At 57.0% G+C, this 23,327-nt stretch carries 26 protein-coding genes and 1 pseudogene; 12 read left to right on the top strand and 15 right to left on the bottom strand.

What is annotated here, in order from left to right:
- Window positions 1-7 precede the first annotated feature (7 nt).
- Together MNODULE_RS20070 and MNODULE_RS20065 are read left to right on the top strand one after the other, a co-directional pair.
- Window positions 8-1,441: a glutamate synthase subunit beta gene (locus MNODULE_RS20070; RefSeq protein WP_168062969.1), complete on the top strand. Its 1,434-nt coding sequence runs from the start codon at window positions 8-10 to the stop codon at window positions 1,439-1,441.
- Window positions 1,442-1,760: 319 nt separating this feature from the next.
- Window positions 1,761-3,674, top strand: coding sequence for an IPT/TIG domain-containing protein (locus MNODULE_RS20065; protein ID WP_168062968.1), 1,914 nt, complete (start codon window positions 1,761-1,763; stop codon window positions 3,672-3,674).
- Between the two features lie 32 nt (window positions 3,675-3,706).
- Here the strand turns inward: MNODULE_RS20065 and MNODULE_RS20060 are convergent, their stop codons facing one another.
- Both MNODULE_RS20060 and MNODULE_RS20055 read right to left on the bottom strand, forming a co-directional pair.
- A complete protein-coding gene (locus MNODULE_RS20060) occupies window positions 3,707-4,063 on the bottom strand; it encodes a VOC family protein (RefSeq protein ID WP_168062967.1) in 357 nt (118 codons plus the stop codon).
- An 83-nt stretch (window positions 4,064-4,146) separates the two neighbouring features.
- The gene (locus MNODULE_RS20055; protein ID WP_168062966.1) at window positions 4,147-4,926 is read right to left on the bottom strand and encodes an HAD-IIA family hydrolase; all 780 of its coding nucleotides are present in this window, start codon (window positions 4,924-4,926) and stop codon (window positions 4,147-4,149) included.
- 357 nt (window positions 4,927-5,283) lie between these two features.
- On the opposite strand from MNODULE_RS20055, the gene MNODULE_RS20050 reads away from it, so the two are divergent.
- Together MNODULE_RS20050 and MNODULE_RS20045 are read left to right on the top strand one after the other, a co-directional pair.
- Complete coding sequence (locus MNODULE_RS20050) at window positions 5,284-5,478, top strand: hypothetical protein (RefSeq protein ID WP_168062965.1); 195 nt, start codon at window positions 5,284-5,286, stop codon at window positions 5,476-5,478.
- A 241-nt stretch (window positions 5,479-5,719) separates the two neighbouring features.
- The gene (locus MNODULE_RS20045) at window positions 5,720-6,112 is read left to right on the top strand and encodes a tetratricopeptide repeat protein (RefSeq protein WP_168062964.1); all 393 of its coding nucleotides are present in this window, start codon (window positions 5,720-5,722) and stop codon (window positions 6,110-6,112) included.
- A 106-nt stretch (window positions 6,113-6,218) separates the two neighbouring features.
- Here MNODULE_RS20045 and MNODULE_RS20040 read toward each other — a convergent pair whose 3' ends face one another.
- Window positions 6,219-6,425, bottom strand: coding sequence for a cold-shock protein (locus MNODULE_RS20040; protein WP_168062963.1), 207 nt, complete (start codon window positions 6,423-6,425; stop codon window positions 6,219-6,221).
- 361 nt (window positions 6,426-6,786) lie between these two features.
- On the opposite strand from MNODULE_RS20040, the gene MNODULE_RS20035 reads away from it, so the two are divergent.
- Window positions 6,787-8,106 carry a DEAD/DEAH box helicase gene (locus MNODULE_RS20035; protein ID WP_168062962.1) on the top strand — a complete coding sequence of 440 codons (1,320 nt, stop codon included), beginning with the start codon at window positions 6,787-6,789 and terminating at the stop codon, window positions 8,104-8,106.
- Between the two features lie 32 nt (window positions 8,107-8,138).
- Here the strand turns inward: MNODULE_RS20035 and MNODULE_RS20030 are convergent, their stop codons facing one another.
- Window positions 8,139-8,918 (bottom strand): ABC transporter ATP-binding protein, encoded by a 780-nt coding sequence (locus MNODULE_RS20030; protein WP_168062961.1) that lies wholly within the window; start codon window positions 8,916-8,918, stop codon window positions 8,139-8,141.
- Between the two features lie 393 nt (window positions 8,919-9,311).
- Between MNODULE_RS20030 and MNODULE_RS20025 the strand changes: the two genes are divergently transcribed.
- Both MNODULE_RS20025 and MNODULE_RS20020 read left to right on the top strand, forming a co-directional pair.
- Entirely contained in the window at window positions 9,312-10,850 is a 1,539-nt protein-coding gene (locus MNODULE_RS20025; protein ID WP_238339680.1) for a B12-binding domain-containing radical SAM protein, read from the top strand.
- 117 nt (window positions 10,851-10,967) lie between these two features.
- Window positions 10,968-11,552, top strand: coding sequence for a peptidylprolyl isomerase (locus MNODULE_RS20020; protein WP_168062960.1), 585 nt, complete (start codon window positions 10,968-10,970; stop codon window positions 11,550-11,552).
- A gap of 32 nt (window positions 11,553-11,584) precedes the next feature.
- Here MNODULE_RS20020 and MNODULE_RS20015 read toward each other — a convergent pair whose 3' ends face one another.
- The 4 genes from MNODULE_RS20015 to MNODULE_RS20000 form a co-directional block, all read right to left on the bottom strand.
- Window positions 11,585-12,040 carry a nuclear transport factor 2 family protein gene (locus tag MNODULE_RS20015; RefSeq protein ID WP_168062959.1) on the bottom strand — a complete coding sequence of 152 codons (456 nt, stop codon included), beginning with the start codon at window positions 12,038-12,040 and terminating at the stop codon, window positions 11,585-11,587.
- A gap of 23 nt (window positions 12,041-12,063) precedes the next feature.
- Window positions 12,064-13,470 (bottom strand): patatin-like phospholipase family protein, encoded by a 1,407-nt coding sequence (locus MNODULE_RS20010; protein WP_168062958.1) that lies wholly within the window; start codon window positions 13,468-13,470, stop codon window positions 12,064-12,066.
- Window positions 13,457-13,669 (bottom strand): hypothetical protein, encoded by a 213-nt coding sequence (locus tag MNODULE_RS20005; RefSeq protein WP_168062957.1) that lies wholly within the window; start codon window positions 13,667-13,669, stop codon window positions 13,457-13,459. The genes MNODULE_RS20010 and MNODULE_RS20005 overlap by 14 nt, the downstream gene beginning before the upstream one ends.
- Window positions 13,670-13,839: 170 nt before the next feature.
- Window positions 13,840-15,105, bottom strand: a complete 1,266-nt coding sequence (locus MNODULE_RS20000; RefSeq protein WP_168062956.1) for a tyrosinase family protein — start codon at window positions 15,103-15,105, stop codon at window positions 13,840-13,842.
- A gap of 361 nt (window positions 15,106-15,466) precedes the next feature.
- Between MNODULE_RS20000 and MNODULE_RS19995 the strand changes: the two genes are divergently transcribed.
- Together MNODULE_RS19995 and MNODULE_RS19990 are read left to right on the top strand one after the other, a co-directional pair.
- The gene (locus MNODULE_RS19995) at window positions 15,467-16,117 is read left to right on the top strand and encodes a helix-turn-helix transcriptional regulator (protein WP_168062955.1); all 651 of its coding nucleotides are present in this window, start codon (window positions 15,467-15,469) and stop codon (window positions 16,115-16,117) included.
- A 214-nt stretch (window positions 16,118-16,331) separates the two neighbouring features.
- Window positions 16,332-16,487 (top strand): hypothetical protein, encoded by a 156-nt coding sequence (locus tag MNODULE_RS19990; protein ID WP_168062954.1) that lies wholly within the window; start codon window positions 16,332-16,334, stop codon window positions 16,485-16,487.
- A gap of 202 nt (window positions 16,488-16,689) precedes the next feature.
- Here MNODULE_RS19990 and MNODULE_RS19985 read toward each other — a convergent pair whose 3' ends face one another.
- From MNODULE_RS19985 to MNODULE_RS19965, 6 genes and pseudogenes are all read right to left on the bottom strand, one after another.
- Window positions 16,690-17,865, bottom strand: coding sequence for an ATP-binding protein (locus MNODULE_RS19985; protein WP_168062953.1), 1,176 nt, complete (start codon window positions 17,863-17,865; stop codon window positions 16,690-16,692).
- The gene (locus MNODULE_RS19980; protein WP_168062952.1) at window positions 17,862-18,410 is read right to left on the bottom strand and encodes a methanogen output domain 1-containing protein; all 549 of its coding nucleotides are present in this window, start codon (window positions 18,408-18,410) and stop codon (window positions 17,862-17,864) included. Before MNODULE_RS19980 ends, MNODULE_RS19985 begins: the two co-directional genes overlap by 4 nt.
- A 408-nt stretch (window positions 18,411-18,818) precedes the next feature.
- On the bottom strand, window positions 18,819-19,160 hold the full coding sequence (locus MNODULE_RS19975) for a hypothetical protein (protein WP_168062951.1): 342 nt from the start codon (window positions 19,158-19,160) through the stop codon (window positions 18,819-18,821).
- Between the two features lie 375 nt (window positions 19,161-19,535).
- Window positions 19,536-19,988 (bottom strand): annotated as a pseudogene (locus MNODULE_RS19970) (Fic/DOC family protein); the annotation flags it as partial.
- Window positions 19,989-20,009: 21 nt separating this feature from the next.
- Window positions 20,010-20,186: a hypothetical protein gene (locus tag MNODULE_RS24500; protein WP_202882288.1), complete on the bottom strand. Its 177-nt coding sequence runs from the start codon at window positions 20,184-20,186 to the stop codon at window positions 20,010-20,012.
- A 45-nt stretch (window positions 20,187-20,231) separates the two neighbouring features.
- Window positions 20,232-20,969: a lysogenic protein gene (locus MNODULE_RS19965; RefSeq protein ID WP_168062950.1), complete on the bottom strand. Its 738-nt coding sequence runs from the start codon at window positions 20,967-20,969 to the stop codon at window positions 20,232-20,234.
- A gap of 325 nt (window positions 20,970-21,294) precedes the next feature.
- Between MNODULE_RS19965 and MNODULE_RS24495 the strand changes: the two genes are divergently transcribed.
- The 3 genes from MNODULE_RS24495 (at window position 21,295) to MNODULE_RS19955 (ending at window position 22,545) form a co-directional block, all read left to right on the top strand.
- The gene (locus MNODULE_RS24495) at window positions 21,295-21,804 is read left to right on the top strand and encodes a hypothetical protein (RefSeq protein ID WP_202882287.1); all 510 of its coding nucleotides are present in this window, start codon (window positions 21,295-21,297) and stop codon (window positions 21,802-21,804) included.
- Window positions 21,805-21,806: 2 nt separating this feature from the next.
- Complete coding sequence (locus tag MNODULE_RS24490) at window positions 21,807-21,959, top strand: L,D-transpeptidase (RefSeq protein WP_202882286.1); 153 nt, start codon at window positions 21,807-21,809, stop codon at window positions 21,957-21,959.
- A 250-nt stretch (window positions 21,960-22,209) separates the two neighbouring features.
- Window positions 22,210-22,545, top strand: a complete 336-nt coding sequence (locus MNODULE_RS19955) for an Ig-like domain-containing protein (RefSeq protein ID WP_168062949.1) — start codon at window positions 22,210-22,212, stop codon at window positions 22,543-22,545.
- A 314-nt stretch (window positions 22,546-22,859) separates the two neighbouring features.
- On the opposite strand, the gene MNODULE_RS25540 is transcribed toward MNODULE_RS19955, so the two are convergent.
- Window positions 22,860-23,135: a hypothetical protein gene (locus tag MNODULE_RS25540; protein ID WP_422666766.1), complete on the bottom strand. Its 276-nt coding sequence runs from the start codon at window positions 23,133-23,135 to the stop codon at window positions 22,860-22,862.
- Window positions 23,136-23,327: the final 192 nt, after the last annotated feature.

Raw genomic sequence — 23,327 nt, 5'->3', positions numbered from 1 at the left:
GTCTTACATGTCTGACATCAAAGGGTTCTTAAAATTCAAGCGCGAGGGGCCGAAGCGGCGTCCTGTTCCGGAACGGATCAAGGACTGGAAAGAGTTTTACGAGCCGATCTCCGAGGACGCGCTCCAAGCCCAAGGGGCCCGCTGCATGGATTGCGGGACCCCTTTTTGCCAGGGAAACACCGGCTGCCCGGTCCAGAACATGATTCCCGACTGGAATGACCTCGTCCACCGGGGGCGCTGGGGGGACGCCCTCAAGATGCTCCACTCGACCAACAACTTCCCGGAGTTCACCGGGCGGCTCTGCCCCGCCCCCTGCGAATCGGCCTGCGTCTTGGGAATCATCGACGACCCGGTTTCGATCCGGGTGATCGAGTGGAACATCATCGATAAAGGATTTAACGAGGGGTGGATCTCCCCGCTCTCCCCGGAGCAGGAGACCGGGAAGAAGGTCGCCGTCGTCGGCTCCGGGCCGGCCGGCCTGGCCGCGGCGCAGCAGCTGCGCCGTTTAGGACATTCCGTCGCGGTTTTCGAGAGAGACGATCGAATCGGCGGATTGCTCCGCTACGGCATCCCCGACTTCAAGATGGAAAAGTCGGTTCTCGATCGGCGACTGGAACAGATGACGGCGGAGGGGGTGATCTTTAAAACGAATGTCGAGGTCGGAAAAGATCTCCCGGTGGACCAGCTCCGGCGGGAATTCGACGCCGTCCTTCTCACCGGCGGGGCGATGCAGGCGAGGGAACTTCCCGTCCCGGGACGCGAGCTGGCCGGAATCCACCTCGCGATGGAATATCTCACCCAACAGAACAAAATCAACGCCGGCGACGCGATCGATCCGGCCCAACGGATCGACGCCAAGGGAAAGCGGGTCGTCATCATCGGCGGCGGCGACACCGGCTCCGACTGTCTCGGCACCGCCCACCGTCAGGGGGCAAGCGAGATCTACCAGTTCGAGCTTCTCCCCGAGCCTCCGCCCAAACGGGCCGAATCAACCCCCTGGCCCCTTTGGCCGATGCAGCTCCGCTCTTCACATGCCCACGAAGAAGGATGCAAGCGGGAGTGGAGTGTTTCCACCAAAGCCTTCGTTGGAAAGGACGGGAGGGTCGAGAAGCTTCAGGCGGTTCGCGTCGAGTTGAAAACCGATACTGAAGGGCGGACCCAGTTTGTCGAGGTCCCCGGAAGCGGGTTCGATCTGCAGGTCGATCTGGTTTTACTGGCGATGGGCTTTACCGGTCCGGTGAAGAAAGGCTTGCTGGCCGATCTCGGCGTGACGCTCGATCCACGGGGCAACGTGGCGGTCGACACCCACCACCGCACCAGCGTGGAAGGGATCTTCGCCGCCGGCGACATGAAGCGCGGGGCGTCGCTGATCGTCTGGGCGATCCGGGAAGGCCGGGATGCGGCGAAGGGGATTGATCGGTATCTGCGAAAATCTCCGTGATACTCTCGCCTCCGCCATATCAGCTCATTTGATCGTAAGGTCTCCCGAACGAGAAGAACCGATGTGTGGCTCTTTGAAATCGACCCCTCCTACCCCAGCATCAACGTTGTGGCGCGCGGGAAGAATGGGGAAGAAACCGGAATCTGGTACGCCCTCCAAGAGGAATACCGCCTAAAACCCCATGCCCCGTCAACCGGCGGGGTCGGGGGTCCACTCCTGCAAAAAAGTTTGTCTGGATCGGTTTAATCGTGATCCCGATCTCATTTCATTGACAGCTCTCTCTCAAGATCTGTATATTCGTTGAGATGCGGAGAGACGGATGAAAAGAATCGTTCATTGGACAGCGCTCTTTTTCGGAATCTTTTTTCTCGCCGGGTGCGACGGGAGAGGAAACAACAACGGATTGGAGATCGACACCCTCGCGGCGGAGCCTTCGGTGGTCCGGCCGGGGGAGAGCGCTGTCTTGACCGTCTCGGTCGACGGCGAGGGAGGCGGCTTGACCTACCGGTGGCGGGCGGCGGCGGGGACGTTGAGCGCAAGGGACACCAATCCGGTCACCTGGACCGCGCCGTCCACCGTCGGAAGCGTGCCGATTCAGGTGGAGGTGTCGAGCGAAGAGGGGATGAAGGCGACCGGTTTCGCGACGATGCTGGTTTCGGTCAGCCCGACCGGACCGATCATCACCAGCGTCAACCCCTCGGAAGCGAAGGCCGGAAACGAAATCCGGATCACCGGCGCGGGGTTCGGGACAGGCGAGGGGGGAAGCCTGATCGTCGGCGGCGTGACGGCAAACGGCATTCTCAGCTGGAATGAAACGGAGATTCGGGCGCTGATCCCGGAGGGGGCATCGACCGGATCGGTCAAGGTGATGATCGGCGGGGTGGAGAGCAGCCCCGGCACGTTGGTCGTTCTGTGGGAGAAGGAGAATCCGGAGAACGTTCCCCTTTCGACCGCGGCGAACGAGCAGCTTTTCCCGCAACTGGTTTCGGACGACTCGGCCGGGGCGATCGTCGTCTGGGCCGATCTTCGCAACGGGCTGAATACCGATATCTACGCGCAACGGGTGAACGGCAGCGGAGCGGCGCTCTGGGCCGCCGACGGCGTGCCGATCGCCGCCGCGGCCAACAACCAATCGGCTCCCCAACTGGTTTCCGACGGCGCGGGCGGCGCGATCATCGCCTGGGAAGACAACCGGTCCGGGACGTCTGACATTTACGCGCAGCGGGTGAACCGCGACGGGATCGCTCAGTGGGCGGAGAACGGTGTTCCTGTGACTGCCGCGGCGAATGCCCAACTCTCCCCCCAGGTCATTCCCGACGGATCAGGCGGCGCGATCCTCGTTTGGCTCGATTTCCGCAATGGGGGAACACCCGACCTCTTCGTTCAGCGGATCAACGGGGAAGGGGCGGCACAATGGGGGGCCAACGGGGTTCCCGTCTCTCTCGCGGCCGACGCCCAACAATCTCCGCATTTGATTTCGGACGGCGCCGGCGGCGCGATCATTGTCTGGCAGGACCACCGGAACGTCACGCACTCCGACATCTACGCGCAACGGATCAGCGGCGAGGGAGAGGCGCTCTGGACCGCCGACGGAACCGCGATCTCCACCGCCGCCAATAATCAGCAATTTCCTCAACTCATTTCAGACAATTCCGGCGGAGCAACGATCGTTTGGCAGGACGGGCGCAGCGGAACGGATAAAATCTTCGCCCAACGGGTCGATGGCGGCGGCGCGGCGCTCTGGACCGCCAACGGCGCGCCGATCGCCGCAACCGCCAACGCCCAATCTGCCCCCCAAATGATTTCGGACGGCTCGGGCGGGTCGCTGATCACCTGGCAGGATGGAACCGATATTTTCGCCCAGCGGGTCAACGGCGCCGGCGCGCTGCAGTGGGCGGCCGAGGGAACCGCGATTTCCACCGCGGCGAATACCCAATCTTTTCCCCGGATCGTCCCGGACGGAGCCGGCGGCGCCATCGTCACCTGGACCGATCGCCGTAGCGGAACGAACGATCTTTATGCTCAGCGGGTCAACAGCGGCGGGACCGTTCAGTGGACCGCCAACGGCGTCGCCGTTTCCACCGCCGCCGGCGATCAATCTTCCGGCACGGCCACCTCCCCTCCCCAGATCCTCCCGGACGGGTTCGGCGGCGCGATCATGGCCTGGCAGGATCACCGGAGCGGCCAGTGGGACATCTACGCCCAAGGCATCAGCGCCGGCGGTCGGTTGTAGGGGCGGGTTTCAAACCGGCCCCATATCCATCCTTATCCCTTGTGCAGTTTGTGGATCGTGATATGGTTCTGGTCGGGGTCTTCGATCACCGACATCCGGCAGACCGGCGTTTCGTAATTATCCAGAATAAACTTCACCGATTTTTCTTTGAGACCTTTCGTAAATGCCTCGAAATCGCTCACCTCGAATCCGACGCTCGCCCCCTTGGCGCCCGGGGTGCGGCCGATGTTCATGCTGGTGATCGCAAAGGTGTTCCCTCCCAGGTCGTACTCGATCCACTGCTCCCCGAAGGTGGAACTGACTTTCAGGCCGAGCACCTCTTCATAAAATTTTCTGGAACGCGCCATATCGGCGACGGGGTACATGGTGAATGCGATCGATTGGATCATGTTCGGTTTTCCTCCTTTTTTGTTTTTCAGGAACGTGATGGTATTCGTCTGGGCGTTACTCCGTTGGTCGACGACGCCGAGGGTCACAATTCGATCGCGCTGATCGATTCGACGATTCGGGTCGGACGGTAGGGATACCGGTCGACATCTTCGCGCCGCGTGACCCCCGTTAAGACGAGTATCGTCTCCAGCCCGCTCTCGATTCCGGCGACCACGTCGGTGTCCATCCGGTCTCCCACCATCACGGCGTTCTCCGAATGTTCCCCGATCTGGTGAAGCGCGGTCCGCATCATCAGCGGATTCGGCTTTCCGACGAAGTAGGCTTGATGTCCGGTCGCCTTCTCGATCAGCGCGACCAGCGCCCCGGTGGCGGGGACGATCCCGGCCTCGGCCGGTCCGGTCACATCGGGGTTCGTTGCGATCAATCGCGCCCCGTTATGAACCAGCCGGACCGCCTGCGTAATCCGCGGGTGGTCGTAAAAGTCGGTGTCTCCCACCACGACATAGTCGGGCTGTAAATCGGTCACCACATACCCCACATCGTGGAGCGCCTCCATCAACCCCGATTCGCCGATGACGAAGGCCGTCCCCTTCGGCCGCTGGCTGTTGAGAAAACGGGCCGTCGCCAACGCGGAGGTGTAGATATGATCGGCCCCGACCTGAAGGCCGATTTTCTTCAGCCGGTGCGACAGGTCCTTCGGCGTGCGAAGCGAGTTGTTGGTGAAGACCAAGAATTTCCGCCCTTCCGATTTCAGCCGCTCGATGAAGACATCGGCGCCGGGAATCAGGTTCGGCCCCCGAACGAGCACCCCGTCCATGTCGATCAGAAAACTTTTCAATAACTTATGCGCCGGCGGATTCATGCGATGGGCACCCTCCTTCGATGAAGATCTCTCGTTCAGGCTGGATTATATCGAATCGGGCAGAAGGAAATAAATAGAAATATCGGTGTAGGGGCGGGTTTCAAACCCGCCCCTTAGAGGCAATCGGCGGCAAAACGGTTGGGATAGCCCCATCCGGAATGCAGAGAATCAGTAAAGCCTGCAAAACATTTCTCGGGAGCAGTGCAAAAACTTTCCACTTTAAGGTCGTGGGAGCTCCCGCCGTCCCCTTTCCGGCAGCGACTCCTACCGGCATTGTTCTTGCTAACCTTACAATCCGACATTCGATTCAATCCGGAAATTTAGGTTTGCTCATCATCCCATACGAAGGAGACCGAAATGAGAGAAGAAGATCTTTATTGCGAAGACATCGACGAAAACCGCCGGTTCAGCCGCTACCACCGTCTGGCAAAAAATCAAAGCAGCGAATCGGAAGGATATGTAGAGCGGATCGAACGGGAGGAGGATGACGACCGCCCCTCCCGCCGCGCGTCCAACTATTTCGACGCCATTTGGGAAGGAAGAACCCGGTAAAAAGCGGAGGGTCGACCTCCGGCGCGGCCACGAGGTTGAACAAGATCCGGCCTAAGTAAAAGCGGCTAATTAAGCTGTCCGCTTGCCACTTGACAGTCGTCTCCTTTCGATGGACAATCATCAGGGCGTGTAGAACCTCCCCGTGCTGCGCGAGAGGCCGCGGGAAGAGGGACCGCCCCGCTCGGGTTGGTCGTTGAACCGGGCGCGTGAACTCCATCTTGGACAACGAAAGGAGACTTGAATGGTATTGATCAAGCGAAGCGGTTTGGCGGCGGTTTTCATGCTCTTCATCGTCGCACTTCTGGTCCCCGGGGCCTGGGCCGATGAAAAGAAGGTCTTCCCTGCTCTGGAAGCCCCGGCAGGCTCGCCGGGCGCCGGACACAACGCGGAAGGGATTGAACATTACAATCAGGGACATTGGGATGTGGCGGCGAAACATTTCCAGGCGGCGGCAAAGGCCGACGACAAGCTCGCCCAGGCCCGTTACAACTTGGCCTTAGCGCTCGACCAGATGGGAAAGCACAAAGAGGCCACGGAGCAATTCGATCATGCGGCGCATCTCGCCCCGAAGGATCCGGCCATCGCCGAATCCCCGATCCTCAAAGGCCACCTGAAAGGGATGAAAAAGCATTAATCCATCAATTATGTAGGGGCGGGTTTGAAACCCGCCCTACATTGTAAAATAAAATGCCCCGACCGGAGCGATCCGATCGGGGCATTTTCGTGCGAAGAAATTTCCGTTAGGAAACGAGTCTCACGTTGGTGGCTTGTGGGCCTTTCTGGCCTTGGGTCACTTCGAATTCGACTTCATTTCCCTCTTCGAGGGATTTGTAGCCGTCTCCGGCGATGGCGGAAAAATGGACGAACACATCCGCTTCTCCATCATTACGCGTGATAAATCCGTAACCCTTGCTGCCATTAAACCACTTCACTTTGCCATTAACCATGTTTGTGCTTCTCCTTGTTATATTTTGTCTTACCAACCCACTGCCATCAACGTGTCCGAAAAATAAAAAAGCCGCGATCCCTTGAGAGGGCTGCGGCTTTCGATTACTTTACTGCACCATCCACAATGAGTTGTCTGAACTATACACCGATCCACAGACAAAGTCAAATAAAGTTTTTGGAGGCCCGCCGTTCGCTCTACCTCGGGCGGGATATCGCAGAAGGCAACGGTCTGGAACCGGACCCCTTCCTTACCGATCCGAGTTAATCCTTTAGGACAGTAGAAAACGATCTCTCCAACGATTATTCTAAATGAAGAGGTCCATATGCAACGCTAAAACAACCGATTACAAAAGGATGGATATGCCGTTTGAAGGATTGGGATTACACCCCTATTTAGTCAAAGCGATTCGGGATCTGGGATACACCCGCCCGACGCCGATTCAGGCCGAAGCGATCCCGGCCGCGTTGAGCGGGAAAGATCTCATCGGCGGGGCGCAGACAGGCACCGGGAAAACCGCCGCCTTTCTCCTGCCGGTCTTGCAACGAATGATCCTCTCCCCTTCAAAAGGGAGGACGCGGGCTCTGGCGCTCACCCCGACCCGGGAGCTGGCCGTGCAGGTTGCCGATCATCTTTCCGAATTGGCGAAACAGACCCCGATTCGATCGATCGCCATTTACGGCGGCGTCCCGATGGGGCCCCAGACCAAAGCGCTTCGCTCCGGGGTCGACGTGGTGATCGCCACCCCCGGGCGTCTGCTCGATCATCTTCGCCGCGGCAGCGCCAAGCTCGATCAGCTGGAAGTACTGATCCTGGACGAGGCCGACCGGATGCTCGATATGGGGTTTTTGCCCGATATCCGGACGATCGTCAAGTCGATCCCCAAACAAAGGCAGACGATGCTCTTCTCGGCCACGCTGCCGCATGAGATCGTGAAGCTGTCGCAAGAAATGATGCGCGATCCGGTCAGGATCAAATTGGGCGGGGATGAAAAAACGCCGGTCGGCATCCGCCACGCCGCCTATCCGGTTCCGCAGCATCTGAAAACCCAGCTCCTCCTGACCCTTCTCCGCGATGCGGCGATGTCGTCGGTTCTCGTCTTCACCCGGACGAAACATGGCGCAGACCGCCTGGCGCAGGTGCTCGAACGGGAGGGATTTAAAACCGGCCGGCTCCACGCCAACCGGACGCAGTCTCAGCGGCTCGCTTCCCTCAATGCTTTTCGATCGGGACAGTTGCAGGTTTTGGTGGCGACCGACATCGCCGCCAGAGGGATCGATGTCGAGAAAATCTCGCATGTGATCAACTTCGATCTTCCCAGTACGTCAGAAGCCTACATCCATCGGGTCGGCCGAACGGCCCGGGCCGAAGCGGTCGGAGACGCCTTCACCCTTGTGTCTCAAGAGGAAGAAAGAGCGCTCCGCGCGATTGAAAAGACCCTGGGACCGGCCCTTCCCAGGGTTAAGCTTCCCGACTTTAACTACCGCGCCCTTCCCGGGGCGAGAAGCCACGCCCCTGCGGGGGTCGACCACACAAAACGGCCGGACCGCGCCAAACGGCCCGAAGAAAAGGGCCGCGAAGAAAAAAAGTGGAAACCGCAGGGCAAACGTCCCTTCTGGGAACGCTCCTCCCGGTTTGGGGACAAAAAGCGTGCGATCGGCGGAAAGAGAAAGAAGAGATAATAAAGATGTAGGGGCGGGTTTCAAACCCGCCCCTACCATGCCGGAAGGGCCTGATACCAGCCATTCGCCTGCGCGAGTCTGACCGGTGTGTCGAACAGCGCGGTCAGCCGCTCGCCGGTGAGCAGATCCGCTTTCTTTCCATCGGCGATCACCTTCCCCGTTTTGAGGAGAATGACCCGCTCCACCTCGGGGGGGATCTCGTGGAGGTGATGGGTCACGAGGAGCATCGTTTTTCCCCGCCGGATCAGATCCCGGACCAGGTCGAGATATTGAAAGCAGGCGCGCAGGTCGAGGCCGCTCGTCGGCTCGTCGAGGACCAGCGCCCCCGGATCGTGCACAAGCGCGCGGCCGAGCAGAAAGCGCCGCTGCTCGCCGGCCGATATCTCGGCGAACCGCCGCTCCTGCAACGCCGCAATCCCAAGCCGGTCCATCACCTCTTCCGCCCGCTTCCGCTGCGCGTCGTTGAACGCCTGATGGCCGTAGAGGCCGATGCTCGAATAAAATCCGGAAAGGATCACCTCCCCGCCCCGGACGGAACGCATATAATCGCGCTGCAAGTCGTGGGAGACGATGCCGAGCTGTCCGCGGACTTCCCAGAGATTCCACTGCTCCCGTCCGAAGAGCCGGACGCTCCCCTTGTGAGAAGCGGCCCGGATCTCGCCGGAGAGGAGTTTAAGGAGGGTCGACTTTCCCGCCCCGTTCGGGCCGAGGATGGCCGTTTGACAGCCGGCGGCGATCTGAAGCGAAAGATCGGAGAAGACCTGGTTTGCGCCTTGGTAAATATCGGCGTTTTCGATTTCGATGATGTTCAAAGCGTGTCGCTCCTTTTTCGTGAGAATAAGAGATTAGAAGTCTGCTGTCAAACACATCGGGATAAAAAATCGTTTTCTAACTCGAGGCCGGATTCCGAATGAACCGATTCTCTCTTTCCCTCGTATTTTAATCAGGAGAAAGAATGTTACGGGTTATCGGCTAGGAAACTCGACACCACAGATTCACGTTGACAGATAGAAACCTCCCTGGTATCCTGGCCGCACGATGGATAATTTAAACGCAACCCCATACCGACTCGTGAGCGGCCTCCCGCAACGCACCCTCTTAAAAGAAGCGAGTCCCCTATCCGCGTCTTCCTAATCCATATCCGCGATCCGCAGTTTTACGCCCTCCCGGCCGCCACCCGCGCCAAGAACGGCAATATCCGCGTGATGGGATTTCCCCCCATCGGGATTATGTCGCTCTCCGCCGTGCTCAAGGAAGCCGGCCACGAGTGCGTCATGTTCGATCAGGCCAATCCGGAAACCCCCAACGAAGTCATCATTGAGGAAATCCGCCGGCAGAGACCTCACCTTGTCGGGATGAGCTTTCTCAGCACCACCAGCTATCCCTACGCAAAGATCATGGCGCGCCAGATCCGCGCCGTCGATTCGACCGTCCGCCTCGCCTTCGGCGGCGTCTTCGCCTCCCTCAACGCGGGACTGGTGAAGATGCAATGTCCCGAGGTCGACTTCGTCTGCCGGGGCGACGGCGAGCAGCTGATTCTTGATCTGGTGTCAAACCTGGACAATCCCGAGGGGGTGTTGGGGTTGACCTGGGCGAAAGAGGGACGGGTGATCAACAATCCGAACCGGGAGACGGAGCGCCATCTCGATCAATGGCCGTTCCCCGACCGCGAGAGCCTGCCGCTCGACTTTATCGAGTCGATGCCGCTCGACGTGCCGGCGGTCCTCTCGATGGAACGCTTCACGACGATGCAGACCTCGCGCGGCTGTCCCTGGCCGTGCGTCTTTTGCGACATTCCGATCTTCAACGACGGCAAGTGGCGCTTCCGCAGCGCGGAGCATGTGGTGAAGGAGTTCAAGTACCTTCAGGAGCTCGGCTACGGGGCGGTCTACTTCGTCGACGATCATTTTCTGCTGAAGGCGAAGCGGATCGAGGCGATCTGCCAGGGCCTCATCGACGAGAAAATCACCATCGAGTGGGGGGTGGAGGGGCGGGTCGATTCGGTCTGCCAGCACCTCTTCCCCATCATGGCCAAGGCGCATTGCCGGACGATCATGTTCGGGATCGAGAGCGGCAGCCAGAAGATCCTCGACCGACTAAAGAAGGAACAAACGCTCGAAGAGGTCGAGTCGGCGGTGACGACCGCCAAGAAGGCCGGGATCGAGATCGTCCACGGCTTCTTCGTCGTCGGCAGCCCGGGCGAGACGGTGGAGGATATGCGGGCGACGTTTGATTTTGCGTCGCGGCTTCGGTTGGACACCTTCGGCTTCAACCGCCTCTGCGTCTACCGCGGGACACCGTTGTGGAAGGAATATGTCGAGCGCGGGCTGGTCAACGACGCCGCCGATTGGTATAAGTACTTCAAATGCTCCGAGATCGATCCGACCTGTCTGCCCGGCCCGGTGATCAACGACGAGCGGACCGCCGGCCTGCGTCGGCTCTTTGTTTACAAGCTGACCCATTACCCGATCCAGATCCTCACCCTGCTCCGCCGCTTCTTGCGCTTTATGCCGCTGCGTGATGTCCTCTATCTGATCGTCAAGCCGTTCCTCGGGAAAAAGAAAGGACAGACCAAGGCCGAAGTGATGTCGCGCGCGGTGGAACATGGCGCGCTGAAAGACGCGGCGGCGCAGCTCACGATGGTCGACGACGATGTCCTGGAGCGGGTGATTGAGGAATCGAAGGCCGAGCGCCTCCGGATACAGCAAGAAGCCGAACGCGCCGCGGCCGCCCCCCGCGCCTGACCCTTCTCTCCCCCCTGCTTCCACAATCCATTCAGAGCATCGCCCCCTTTAAAAACCGATTTTCAATGATATACTCACCTCCATAGAAGATAAATCATTTTTACCCTGGAGGAATTTATGCGGCGTATTTTTTTGGCTTTCTTTTTCATCTCTCTTGGCTTGATCATCGGATGCGGCGGCGGGGGCGGCGGTTCATCGAGCGGCGGAAATTCGAACCCTTCGGCGAAAATCGAAACGACCCTGGGAGAGATCGTGATCGAGCTCTTCGAGGACGAAGCGCCGATCGCAGTCGCCAATTTTATCGGCCTCGCCGAGGGGACCAAACCCCCGGCGACGGAGCCGTTTTACGACGGGGTTATTTTCCACCGGGTGATTCCCGGTTTTATGATTCAGGGGGGTGATCCGACCGGGACCGGCAGCGGCGGCCCCGGCTACACGTTTGAAGACGAGTTTTCTTCCGGTTTGAAATTCGACCGGGTCGGGCGGGTCGGCATGGCCAATTCGGGTCCGGACACCAACGGAAGTCAGTTTTTTATTTTAGACGGCGCGCCCCAGTCCCATCTTAATGACAAGCATACGATTTTCGGCCAGGTGACCTCGGGACAATCGGTCGTGAACGCGATTGCAAATGTCCCCCGGGATTCCAGTGACAGGCCGGCCACCCCGGTGGTCATGACCAAGGTAACGATCATTCGGCCTTAATCAGAAGCGCTTTCCTTTGATCGGGTGTTTCGTCAGAACATTCCGTTCGGGTTCGCCGTCTTTTCCGGAATCGGCTGAATGACGTCCCAATGCTCCACGATCTTCCCCTTTTCGAGACGGAAGATATCGACGATGGCGGCCCCCCGCTCTTCCGGCGATCGTTTGGCATGGACATGGAGGATGACGTAATCGCCATCCGCGAAGGCGCGTTTGACCTCATAGCGGGCGTTCGGGAACTCCGCTTTGTTCTTCCGGACGAACGCCTGCAGCGCTTCGATCCCGTCTGGAACCATCGGATTATGCTGGATGTATTTCTGACCGATGTATTCGGCAGCGGCGTCGGCGTCTTTTTGGTTCAGCACACGGTCGTAGAATTCGAGCACCATTTTCTTGTTGGCCGCCTCCTGCGCCGTGTTCTCGGCCCATGCCCCGGTCGGGGCGAGAACGGCGAAGACGATCCATACTCCGGGAAAAAATCTCGAACGCATATTTCCTCCTTTTCCTGACTGATCTATTGGGGAAGCTCTTCAATCAGGCGTTGGAACTCTTCCGAATTTTTAAGCAACGCGCCCCCCTTTTCAATCAACCTGTCGACAACGGCCGGCTTCAGGGAAAAATTGGTCGGAAGGCTTAAGAACCATTCGCGCTCTTTCGGATCGTCGATGCTCTCAAAGCTGACCTCGATAATGTAAAAATCCATCTGCTTCAACGCGGGAAGGCGGGGCGCCAGGGGACAGCTCTCCGCGAGAAGCCCCTGGCAATCTTCAATCGCTCGCTGCGCCTGCTCCCGCGCTTCTTTCACATCTTTCATCAGCTCGATCGTTTCAAACGAGTAGTTGTCCATCGAAATCGTCGCCGTCTTCACCGCCACGTCCAGTAGATGGGGGGCGTCTTCTTTTTGATCGATCTCCTGGGGCGGACTCGTTTTCGCGTTGACGATGACGGCGACGAATTTCTCGATCTTCTCTTGATTCATCATCTGACGGATTCCTCCGTCCCGGACCGAATCGATCACATGCCGCAGCCCGATGTTGTCGGCCAACCCCCCGTCGAGCAGATGGGTGTAGGGATGCCCGTCTTTGTCTTCATATGTCTTCAACATCTTGGCCCGCATGAACCGGCGGCGATTGAGCTCATAATCCTCCATGGCGTTTTCCACCCAGGGAGGGGTCCGATAGTTGGACGGCGCCGGGTGGTTGTTCAGGGTGATCGGGCTGAGGAGAAACGGAAAGGCGGAGGAGGCGGCCACCGCCCGCGCCACGGGGTAGGAGGAGAGATCCGAGCCTAAAAAGTCGAACTGGTCCTGTGTGAACTCGAACCGGTCCCCCAGAGACATGTTGGTGGCGTTGATCACGACGAAGGGACGGCGGTTGCGGGCGAGCAGATCGCCGAAGGTTTTCTCTTCGAAGACGGTCCGGTGGTAGTGTTCGGCGGCGAGGTCGATCCGGTCGAAATGGAAAGAGGCGAGGCGGAACCAATTGGTCGGCCGCCGCAGCAGGCCTGTCAACTCCCCTTCGATGTCCCGCTTCAGGAACTTCCGCTCGAAATCGGTGAAGATCCGGTCTCCGAAGAGGGCGTAATACCCTCCGGTGAAAGAGCCGCCCGAGATGGTCGAGATCAGATCGATCTCCTCGACCAGCCGCTTCGTCTTTCCCTGCCAGGCGATCTCGGTTTCCGACAACGCTTTCATCACGCCGTAAGAGAGCGCCGCCGCCCGGGTCCCTCCCCCGGAAAAGGCGACCGCGACGAAGAGGGCGTCGCTGTTGCCGTCGTCGGTCAGGTTCTTGAAGCGGTAGCCCGCGTCGGGCTGATACTCGGCAAGCCGGTCGTTCACCAGGTGGTGGGCGCAGCCGGTTTGGGAAAAGAGAAACAAAGCGATGAAGGCAACGATCCGGACGATCTCTTTATGCTCTCTCAAAGGTAACCTCCATCGGTTTGATCGGCGAGGTTTTCTTCAGCTTGATCTTCTTCGTCTTCGGCGTGAAATCTTCCTCCCCGTCCAACGAAACGGTGTAGGTCCCCGCCGACAGCTCGATCAGCTCGCCGGTCTTCCCTTGATTGACTTCATCGATCAACACGTCCCGCTCTTCATCGAATTTCACAATGAGGAATTCCATCGGATGCCGCGCCTCCCCGGCCGCTGTGGTATGTTCATCATGAGTGGATAAGACGGCAGGTTAAAGCGAAGCGGAAAAGAAGTCAAGTTTCTTTTGAAGAGGATGATGCCGGATCGGCGGGTGGTGTAGGGGCAGGGTTCAAACCTGCCCCTACATCGACCAACCCGCCCCTATTCCACGACGAGTTCCATCTCCTCGACAGCGACCTCTCCCGCGGCCGCCTCATTGCCGTGGATGTCGACGGCCACCAGCTTCAGCGACACCTTCTCGTTCTTGCGGTCCCCCCCTCGAAGCGCACGGGTCAAATCGATCTCCACATCCATCCGTTCTTCCCCCCCTCTCCCCGCTTGCTCGGAATGAGGATGGTCCGAATGATCGTGGGCATGATCGGCATGTTTGTGCGTGTGCCCAAGCTGGGCGCACTCCCGGCATGCTTCCGTCGAATGATCGTGCCGCGTCCCCTCGCCATGGCCGAGGAATCCGACCGCGCCGGCGAAGGCCGGATTACCGGCGGTTTTCGTCCCGGCATTCGCCTCCGGCTGGTTGAGAAACGCTCGGATCTCCATCGGCCTCTTCTGCATCTGTGTGCTCTTGATCAACAGGCGGGCCGACGTCATCTGCTCCCGGATCGTCCAGGGCCATTCGATCGCGACCAGCTCCCAAATCCGGATCGGCGGGAAGATCAGACAGAAGCGGCGATACTGATAGCCGAGCGCCGCCGTCGATTCGACGTCGGTGCCGGTCTGCCACTGAAGGGTGAAGGGGCGGTTGAACGGTTCGAGGGCGAACGTCGCTTCGGAGGCCGGCAGCGCCCCCGGATGGCTCGCCTGCCACTGCGCCCAGAGCCGATCGACATTTGCATGATGCAGATAGAAGATCGGGTCGTACGACGCCGTCGGCACCGAGCCCATGTCGCCGCCGGTGCGAACATGCACCGAGCCGTGGACGCCGTTGATCTGGTTCTGGAAGGAGGTAAAGGTCGCCGCCGTCAGCGCCGTCTGGGCCGTGGCCGCCAGATCATCATAGGCGGTGGTATCGATATCGGCCCGGCGCGCCGTCTTGCCCCCGCCCGAGCGCGTTCCGCTGTAGAGCGGGTTCGCCACCGTGGCGCCCGAGCGGTTCACATACGTCGGATGGCGGCACGGCTCCGGCACCCCGGTCGTCGGGCCCGAGGACCAATCCCAGAACGGGAGGGTGACATCACAGCGGATCGACCGGAGGGCGTTCTCGAACGCCATCAGATAAGCCCGATGCCAGGTGAAGAAGCCCGGCGCGCCGTGGCGGCAATAAGCGGTCGGCGGGCCGCCGTGAAAGCCGGCCAGTTTGGCGAAGCTGTTCGGATTGGACGCCGGCAGCGCATACATCCCGGCGAGGGCCTCCCGAAGGTCGTGTAGTTCGTCGGCGCTCAGGCAGGTGATATTTTTTCGGTAACGCATCGCTTTCTCCTTGTCGGTTTGAGGTTGGCATTCCTTTGCTCAGCGGATCTTTCCTAAAGCAATGACGGTGCCGGGGACGCGATCGACGTGGAACGGGCGAGAACCGACCGATCCCGTGAGACGAAAGATGGAAAGCGCTGTGGAAGGATCTTGAAAGGATACAGAGTGTATCCTCGCCGATTCAATCGGCTCCGTCAAGAGGCGCTGGTTGGATCGCGGGTCGGGTGGGGTTTCGCTTTCTTTTGCGCCCTTCCGAGCAGGAGAACTTCCAATGACCCGAAATTGAAGATGGTCTTCTTTTTGCTCTTAGCGAAAAAGAGACAGAAAGAACTTCAATAGAAAACGTCTTGCCGAGAGGTTCATGATGCATTCCTTACCGATTGCCGTCCGTGCCCATCGAGATCGGGAACCAGCCCAAGTCGGATCGAATCCCTTCAATGAGAAAGATGCGAGGGAGATGCAATCCCTCATGACACCCTGGATCGAGCCCGGGATTATCCTTTTGAATCGGGAAGGAGAGATTCTCCATCAAAACCGAGCGGCCCGAGAGATTACGGATCGGCTCGCCGGAAAAAACCGGGGAATCGTTTTTGAGCTTTATCTCACGTTCAAACAATCGGAACCCCTCCGGGAGCGGGTCTGCCGGCATCATGACGGCGCCGTTTATCTTTTCCGCCCCGTTCTTCTGCAGCCGCGGCGGGATGAGTCCGATTTTACGCAGCTGCTGATTCTCATCGAGCGCGTCTTCCAAGACCCTGCGTCGGCGCCGTCCGAGGCGCCGATCAAACTCACCCCGCGTGAAAAGAGGGTGGTTCAGCTTTTATCGCATGGGATGACGAATAAAGAGGTGGCGAACTGTATGCACATCGGGGAGTATACGGTGAAGCACCATGTCAAGCAGATCATGAGGAAGTTTCAGGTCACCACCCGGGCCGCCATTGTGGCGAAGAGTTTTTCGCATCGGCGTTATCTGGAATTGGAAAACGAGGCGGCGTCGGCGAGGGCCGTCTGAGGGTTTGCATCTGATTTTTGATTGGACGGCGGGATGGGTGAGGTCATCCCAGGATCGAAGCGCTTTGGAGGGCGGTGTGGGTGGGAACTGAGGTGGAAATCACTTCTTAACAGCTTTAAACCTTTTATCCCGCCGTTCGTGATACAATGGCCTCACCCTATTGCAAGCAGAACGGGATACTTGCAGCGGGCCACATTTTAACCGAAGGCATCCGATGACACAGGAAGAGAAAATCGCAACGATGACCCAAGCCATCACCCAAGCCATCTATGTGATGGAGCATGCCTTTGAATCAAGCCCGCAAACCGTCGAGAAAGCGCTCCAGGGTCTGAAGAAAAGCATCGCCGACCCGCCGGTCAAAGCGGTCTGATTCCGCCCGCCTGCAAGATTGGAGTTCGTATCGCGTGAAGGGAATCCCTTCATTCTATTCTGACTTCAATCTTGCTTTTCCCTCTGAAATCCTTTTTAAATCTTAAGAGAATCCCCGTCCGGCGGAGAAACGAAGTTGAAAGGGACAACGGATCAAGATGTAAGGCGTATGTTCGCTTGACTTCTGATGCTGGAAAGAAAATCTAAGGCGCGGTCAGTCTACCGCTTCGGCAAGGAAGAAAGACGATAAAGGTGGACCCTTTACCATATTCGCTTTCGACTTGGATCTCGCCCTTTAACAAATGGACGATCTCTTTGACGATCGCCAGGCCCAATCCGACGCCGCCGAACTCTCGCGTCGAGGTCGGATCGACCTGATGGAACAAATCGAATATTTTAGGAAGCTCTTCCGAGCGGATGCCGATGCCGGTATCCTGGATTAAAATTTCAATCCCCTCCTTTTCCGGCCGATTCTTTGTCGAAATCGTCACCCCCCCCTGATTCGTAAATTTGATCGCATTGGAAAAAAGATTCACGAAAACCTGCCGGACCTTATTGGCATCACATTCAACCAGTGGAAGCGCTTTTTCCAGGTTCCATTGAACATGGAGCGATTTCTGATCAAGGAAAAATTTCATCTCAGCATACACATCCTGTATTAAGGAAGAAATGTCGACCGGGGCCAGATCCAGGGGCATCTTTCCCGATTCGATCCTGGAAAAATCAAGCACGTCATTGACCAGCTTTAAAAGCGCGTCCGCATTTCGCTTGGTCCGCTCCAGCGGCTCTTTGATGTTCTCCCCAATAGGGCCGTAGACCTGATCCAATAGAAGCGCGGTATAGCCGAGAATGGCATTGAGCGGCGTTCTGAGCTCGTGAGAGACGTTGGAGAGAAATTGGGATTTAATGCGGTTCGCTTCCTCCGCTTCCGACGTCTTCCGCTTGAGTTCCTCCTCCGTTCGCCGCCGGATCGTAATTTCATTTGTCAGCGCCTGGATCTGACGGTTCAGCAGGATGAATTGGCTGGAGCCGGAATCCTTCGGCCGCAGCCGGAGGATGATCTTCGACGACTCCCCTTTTCTCCCGGGCTCGACCGCTGCACCTTCCGCGCGGCAGTCAATCTTCTTCGGTGGAAAGTGGAAGGAGAGGGTCCCGATCATCATCTGACCGCTGCGCGAGCAGACTTGAAGATAGGTCTTGATCTTGTCCGGAGGAGAGGCTGCAACGTCGAAGAGACGCTTCCCGATCAGCCCTTCGGAAGAGGCGCCTAAAAGATCTCCCAGGGCCCGGTTGGCGGCAAGGATTTTTCCTGCGCCTGATACAAGCAGCATTCCCTCTGGAAGGGTCTTGGCGACGGCCAAGAATTCGTTGGGGGTCACTCGGAACGGTCTCCCTTAAAATACTCCCTTCCCCTGCATGCATCGGACGCCGGCGTTTGTTTGAGATGAACGACCACCAGGCAGCCGGGATCGCCCAAGGCAATCATCTTCTGAAGCTCGACCTTGGCATACCCGAGATTTTCCGCCGCGATCGACCCGAAGACATTCGAAGTCATCATGCACATGGCCGGCCGATCAATGACTTTGTCTCCAAAAGGGCACGCCCGGTTCCCCAAGACGATTTTCTCCTCGTCCTGCTCGATGATATAGAAGTCCCCTTTGATGCGCCGCTTCAGATCGACCAGCACGTCGGCCACCTGCTCCCGTGTAAGCTGAGAGACGCCGAGCGCTTTTTTATAGTCCTGGTCGATCGCCATTCCCATGTTCTGTCCCACCAAACTGACGAAACCGGAGGCCTCATCGATCCCGATGATCTCCTGCAAGTTCCCGGACAACTCTCTCACCAGGGTCCGCAAGAAGATGTCGCGCTCCAGCGGAATATCGAGGTCGGCGGATAAACTAGAAACCGTTTTTTCTCTCTCCATGATGCCCTCTTTCATTTAAAAATTGAATAGACAGGGTCTTTTTAAGGATCCTACACAATACGGACGTGTGCTTCATCCTCTTTATAGAACCCATGGTAGGGTCAGAGACGCAGGTCTTGGGGATGTTCGCAACAGGGGAATGGGCGCAACACGACCTTAATAGTATAGAAATATCTAGGCCGGATTACAAGAGACAGATTATCGGAAGCAGCACGGATGTGATCCTTTCCGTGGTTCTTTGGAAAGGCGCTTCGCTCTCATACAGCGAAGCGCCTCTTTTGATTGAAGCTCCCCGCAGCAAGCTGCGAGGAATGTGCCCACAGGAATGAAGCGCGAAGCGCCTCTGCTAACATCGTGAGTGAAAGCGAACCATGCGACGCGCGTGCGTGTTCAAATCAGTCTCTGTTTTCATTTGGATTGTTCGGAACGGTTGTTGAGCGCGCCGGGAGCGGAAAAGTCTGCCGACCGGCGCTCCGTTCTTTCGCCCATCCGGCTCCCCTCTTTATTGGCCTGCCTACGCCCTTGCCTCTCCATCCCCTCCATGTTCGCCGCCGCCCTCTGCTCCGCCAGCTCCGCCCGCCGCCGCTCCTCTATCAGGGTGGATCCGGCTGATTTCGTCTCAGGATCGATCCATCCCTCCCGGTTCGCTTCCCGGTTCTCGATTCTCTGCGAATACGCGGTCTCCGCGGAGACCGCAGAAAAGACCAGGACCAATACAAAAGGGAACAACCACATCTTATCTCCTGCCATATCGACCTCCTTTACCGCTTCTGCTCCAGGTCAGTCAAGTATAGCGAAATCGGACCCACCGGATAAAGGGGCGCTCTTCCATCGCACTTATCGATGAGGATCGGGCCGAGAAGGGGGTCGCTGAAAGGCGGGCCTCTGCGGAAAACATGGGTTTGAGGCGGCCTGACCATGAATGAGTAAATGATCTTCCAAGGGGATTATGATATACTTCTTCCATGCCGAACAAACCGCTTGTCGAAACAAATCCATATCTAAGAGACCCGGAACAACGCCGTGCATTGATCTATACGGCCGTCACTTCCTCTACCGCCATTGAAACCGGCTATATCGTCTCGACCGGACCAGCCCCTTCAGATTCTGTTTCTAATAAAATCTTCACTGTCGCAGAATCCGAAGAGACTTATCAATAATAACCGTGAAAACTTCTTGCATCGGCCTGTAATCGCGGTCCATTCCCGCTTGGACGGCTGTAAAATATATTTGTCGTTTGCGCCCTTTAAAACCGGTAAAATCCAGAAGCGGCAGACCGGCTTGCAATGCCATCAGATTCGCCAATAGTCGCGCGACCCGTCCGTTTCCTTCTCTAAAGGGATGGACCAAAATTAATTCCGTATGAACGACGGCAATCGCTTTTGCGATTTCTTCAGTAGGACGAAAGCGACAGGGAGTGAAGTCACGAAGCGGACCGTTTTCAAAATCGGACATCAGCCGAGAAATTTGCCCGGCGGCGGCAAACGGGAAATCGCCTTTGGAGATATTCACCTGACGATATTGCCCCGCCCATACATAAATCGGACCTAGCCAAGTCTTGTGAATCTTGCACACATCGGCTGCAGTGAAGCGGTGCTCCTAATCATATAATCGAATCAGTTCCTCAATCGCTCGAAACTGCTCACGCTGCTCCACTTGGTCCATCACGCGCTTTTTCTTGATTTCAAGAAGATTCCTCAACACCCGTCCGCGCGAGCCGGGCTCGAATTGGGCCTCGATCAAACCGGAAGTGTCGTATCGTCCCCCTTTCTTCATAGGTCTACTCCGTTCCATATGGCAAGAATAGAGTTAACGAACGGCCTATTGCCCCACCTTCCGTCTGCGCTCTTTCGGAAACCGGACGTAATTAGGATCGAGAAAATCGAGGAGGTCGATGAGGACGTTCTGAATCGCGATCAAACGCGGGCGGGCTTCTTCCAAACTCGCCGAACATTCCCGCACGTCTTCTCTCAGGGCATTCAGGAGGGGGTCTTTTTCACTTAGGTTCTGATCGAGGAAGGCGGAGTAGCCGATGCATTCGGGTCCTCTTGGGGTCTCGATGATCATTCGCTCGCCGATGGCCCGCTGCTCTCCGGCGAACACGCGAAAGAGGGAACCGAACCGGTCGGTCTGCCAGAGCCGGTAGGTGTTGTCCTGCAATCGCGCCAGTTTGGTGGTCTCCTCCTCCGTGCCGAGATCGATGTGCTGAATATCGCGGCGGATGATCTCGGTCCAGGCGAAGTACTGGGCGATCAGGTAAACGGTGTTGTTCAGAACGTACGATCGCTCCCGCTCGGTCTTGTTCTCGGCGGAAAGATGCATGAAGCCCTGGGCCAGGATGTTATACAAGCGGCTTTGCAGATCGTGGGCGGCCCGCGCGAGCGGCTCCCGGTAGCGGGAGACGGTCTTCTCCCGTTCGAGCCGCCGGGCTTCGGCCAATTGAAGGTTCTGTAAATCGGCGGCCAGCCGCGCGGAGGTGAACTGTCCCCACATGGCGAATCCGGCCGACACCAGCGCAATTCCGCCGGAGATCAGCGCCACAATCAACTCTGTGTTCATTTGGGTTCCTCCCGCTTGAGGCGTTTGCACATCGGCGAACGTGATCGGACGGGATTATACCGGAGTGAGGGGAAGAGATAAATAGGAGAAATAATTTATGAGGTGGGATGACTTCGGATGGCGAGGCCAACTACGCCTACTTTTTGATTGGATCGTGTGATATTTGATCTATTCTCGAAATGGAATCTTTCATCAGAATGTATCATGCCCACGAGAGATCCAATCGATCTAGTGTGCAAAACTGAAAACCTCCACTCTTTTTCAAATATGGTATTTATGTAGTGACGGCTGATGATAAAATTCTTTCCGCTTTATGACCATTTGCATGATTCATGGAGAAGGATGGAGAATAAAGTTTCAATCACTGAATCTCAGCAAAGGCTTCTGTCGTGGGCAATTCCACTTTGGAGTGCAATCACGAGCGGGTTATCAGGCTACATCTTTCGACCATCGAGCCGCCTTTGGGAATCATCTAAAGGAGAGCTTTTTTGGATTAATCATCGAAAATTGGATGCTTGTCGTCATATTTACAGCAGCAGGATCTATTACAGGTCTGTTGCTTTATTGGTACCTTCGTCGCACCAATTACAAAGGACTCTCTGCTCGAAAATGGGCGATAATCTGGTACGGATCAATTGCAGGTTGCTTGAATACTTTGGTAACTGCCCTACTCTTCGGTATTTATCTCTCCCAAGCCGACGGAGCACCGGCGTCGCGTGCAACGTTGTTCTTCTATGTAGCTTTCGCTTCGGTCCCAGCCGGTTTATTTATTGGCATGCCAATCGGAGCTCTCTCGGGTTACATCTTTGGGAAAATTTTCTGCCGGGCGGGGTGATTATGATTCATGGCGTTCGTAACGGCTTCGGTTGGCTGGGGCGACTCCATCTGCTTTTTGATTGGACGGCGGGATGTGTTGCGGTGACCAATCCGGAGATTGAAGAGCTCTGGAGGGTAGTGCCGGTGGGGACGGAGGTCGAGATTACTTCTTAAACAAAATGAGAAAACTTTCTAAGGTTTTTCTCTCTCACTCTAGATGAGCCAAGAGCAGACTTGACCTCTTCAGAGTTTTTCTCATCACACTCGGATTTAAAATATGGTATATACAATCAGATTTCGTTTGCTTCTTCTTTTCCTCCACCGGCGATGGATGCTGGCGTGCACTCCGACGCTTCAGCACGTTCCTTTCCCGATCAGACCCCACCGTTCTCCCCTCCCGAAGCTCATCGTCCCGATTTTACTCATGGCATTCATGGTTGGATGCGGTGGGGGCAGCGGTTCTGACGAGTCGACTCCAGAAGTTGCTTCGATTACCTTCTCCTCTGCCACTTTTCCACTCGCTGCCGGCACGATTGTCGTCGGCCAAAGCGCAACCCTTACTGCCGAGGCAAGAGATATCGACGGCAACGTGATCACGGGGGTCACTTTCTCCTGGGCTTCTTCGAATAACAACGTCGCCACCGTAACAGATGGCGTAGTCACCGGCGTTGCACCTGGAATAGCTCTGATTACGGCGTTGGTCGGTAATGTCACCAGCAACACCCTCACACTCACTGTGAGCCTTGGTCCTGTGCAATAAGGCGACTTACTTCAGGGGCGATTACTGAAGGTGTATGACGTTTCGCTGGGGCTGTGGCAACCCCATCTGCTTACTAATTTGGGCGGCGGGTTGTGTTGCTGTGCCAAATTCGGAGATTGAAGAACTCTGGAGGTAGTACAGGTGGGAACAGAGGTCGAGATTACTGCTTAACCAGATTTAGCAAACATCCTAAGGTTTTCTTTCTCATATCGTCTATTTGATTCGCCCCGTTTTAGATGAGCCAGGAGCAGACCTGCCCCTTCAGATGGAATTAAGTATGGTGTCCCCCGAATTCGCGGCCCCAACCATGGCCATCACTTTTCTGCCGGCGAAAATACTTCGGACGGGGCAAGTATCGTCAAACTAGTTGTCGCACGCGTGAGAGCAACATACCAGTCCTTTCGGCTCATATTATTCGAATGCACAATCACAACGTGATCAAACTCAAGGCCCTTCACCAAAAGGGTGCTGCCGATGCTGCGTTTTCCGATTATACGATCGGTATGACGGGTACGGTTTTGCACCTGCCAAATGGCTTCTGCAAGAGAATCATACTGACGTGCAGACTTAATACGAAGTGCAGAGCACATCGCGAAAAACATCTGCCTGCGAAATAAACGTGTACTATCCCTATTAGAAAATCCATGCATTAATTTGTAAAAACCAAGATTTGATCTGACATTTTATGTTGGGGTTCCTGGATGTTTGGTTTCTCCTGATTGTCAGATCGTCTTATGCGACGAGCATCTTCTCCTTGGCCAGAGGCAGACTGTCGATGAATG

It is taken from the genome of Candidatus Manganitrophus noduliformans (genome assembly GCF_012184425.1).
Taxonomy (GTDB): domain Bacteria; phylum Nitrospirota; class Nitrospiria; order SBBL01; family Manganitrophaceae; genus Manganitrophus; species Manganitrophus noduliformans.
This window is presented reverse-complemented; position numbering and strand designations above follow the sequence as displayed.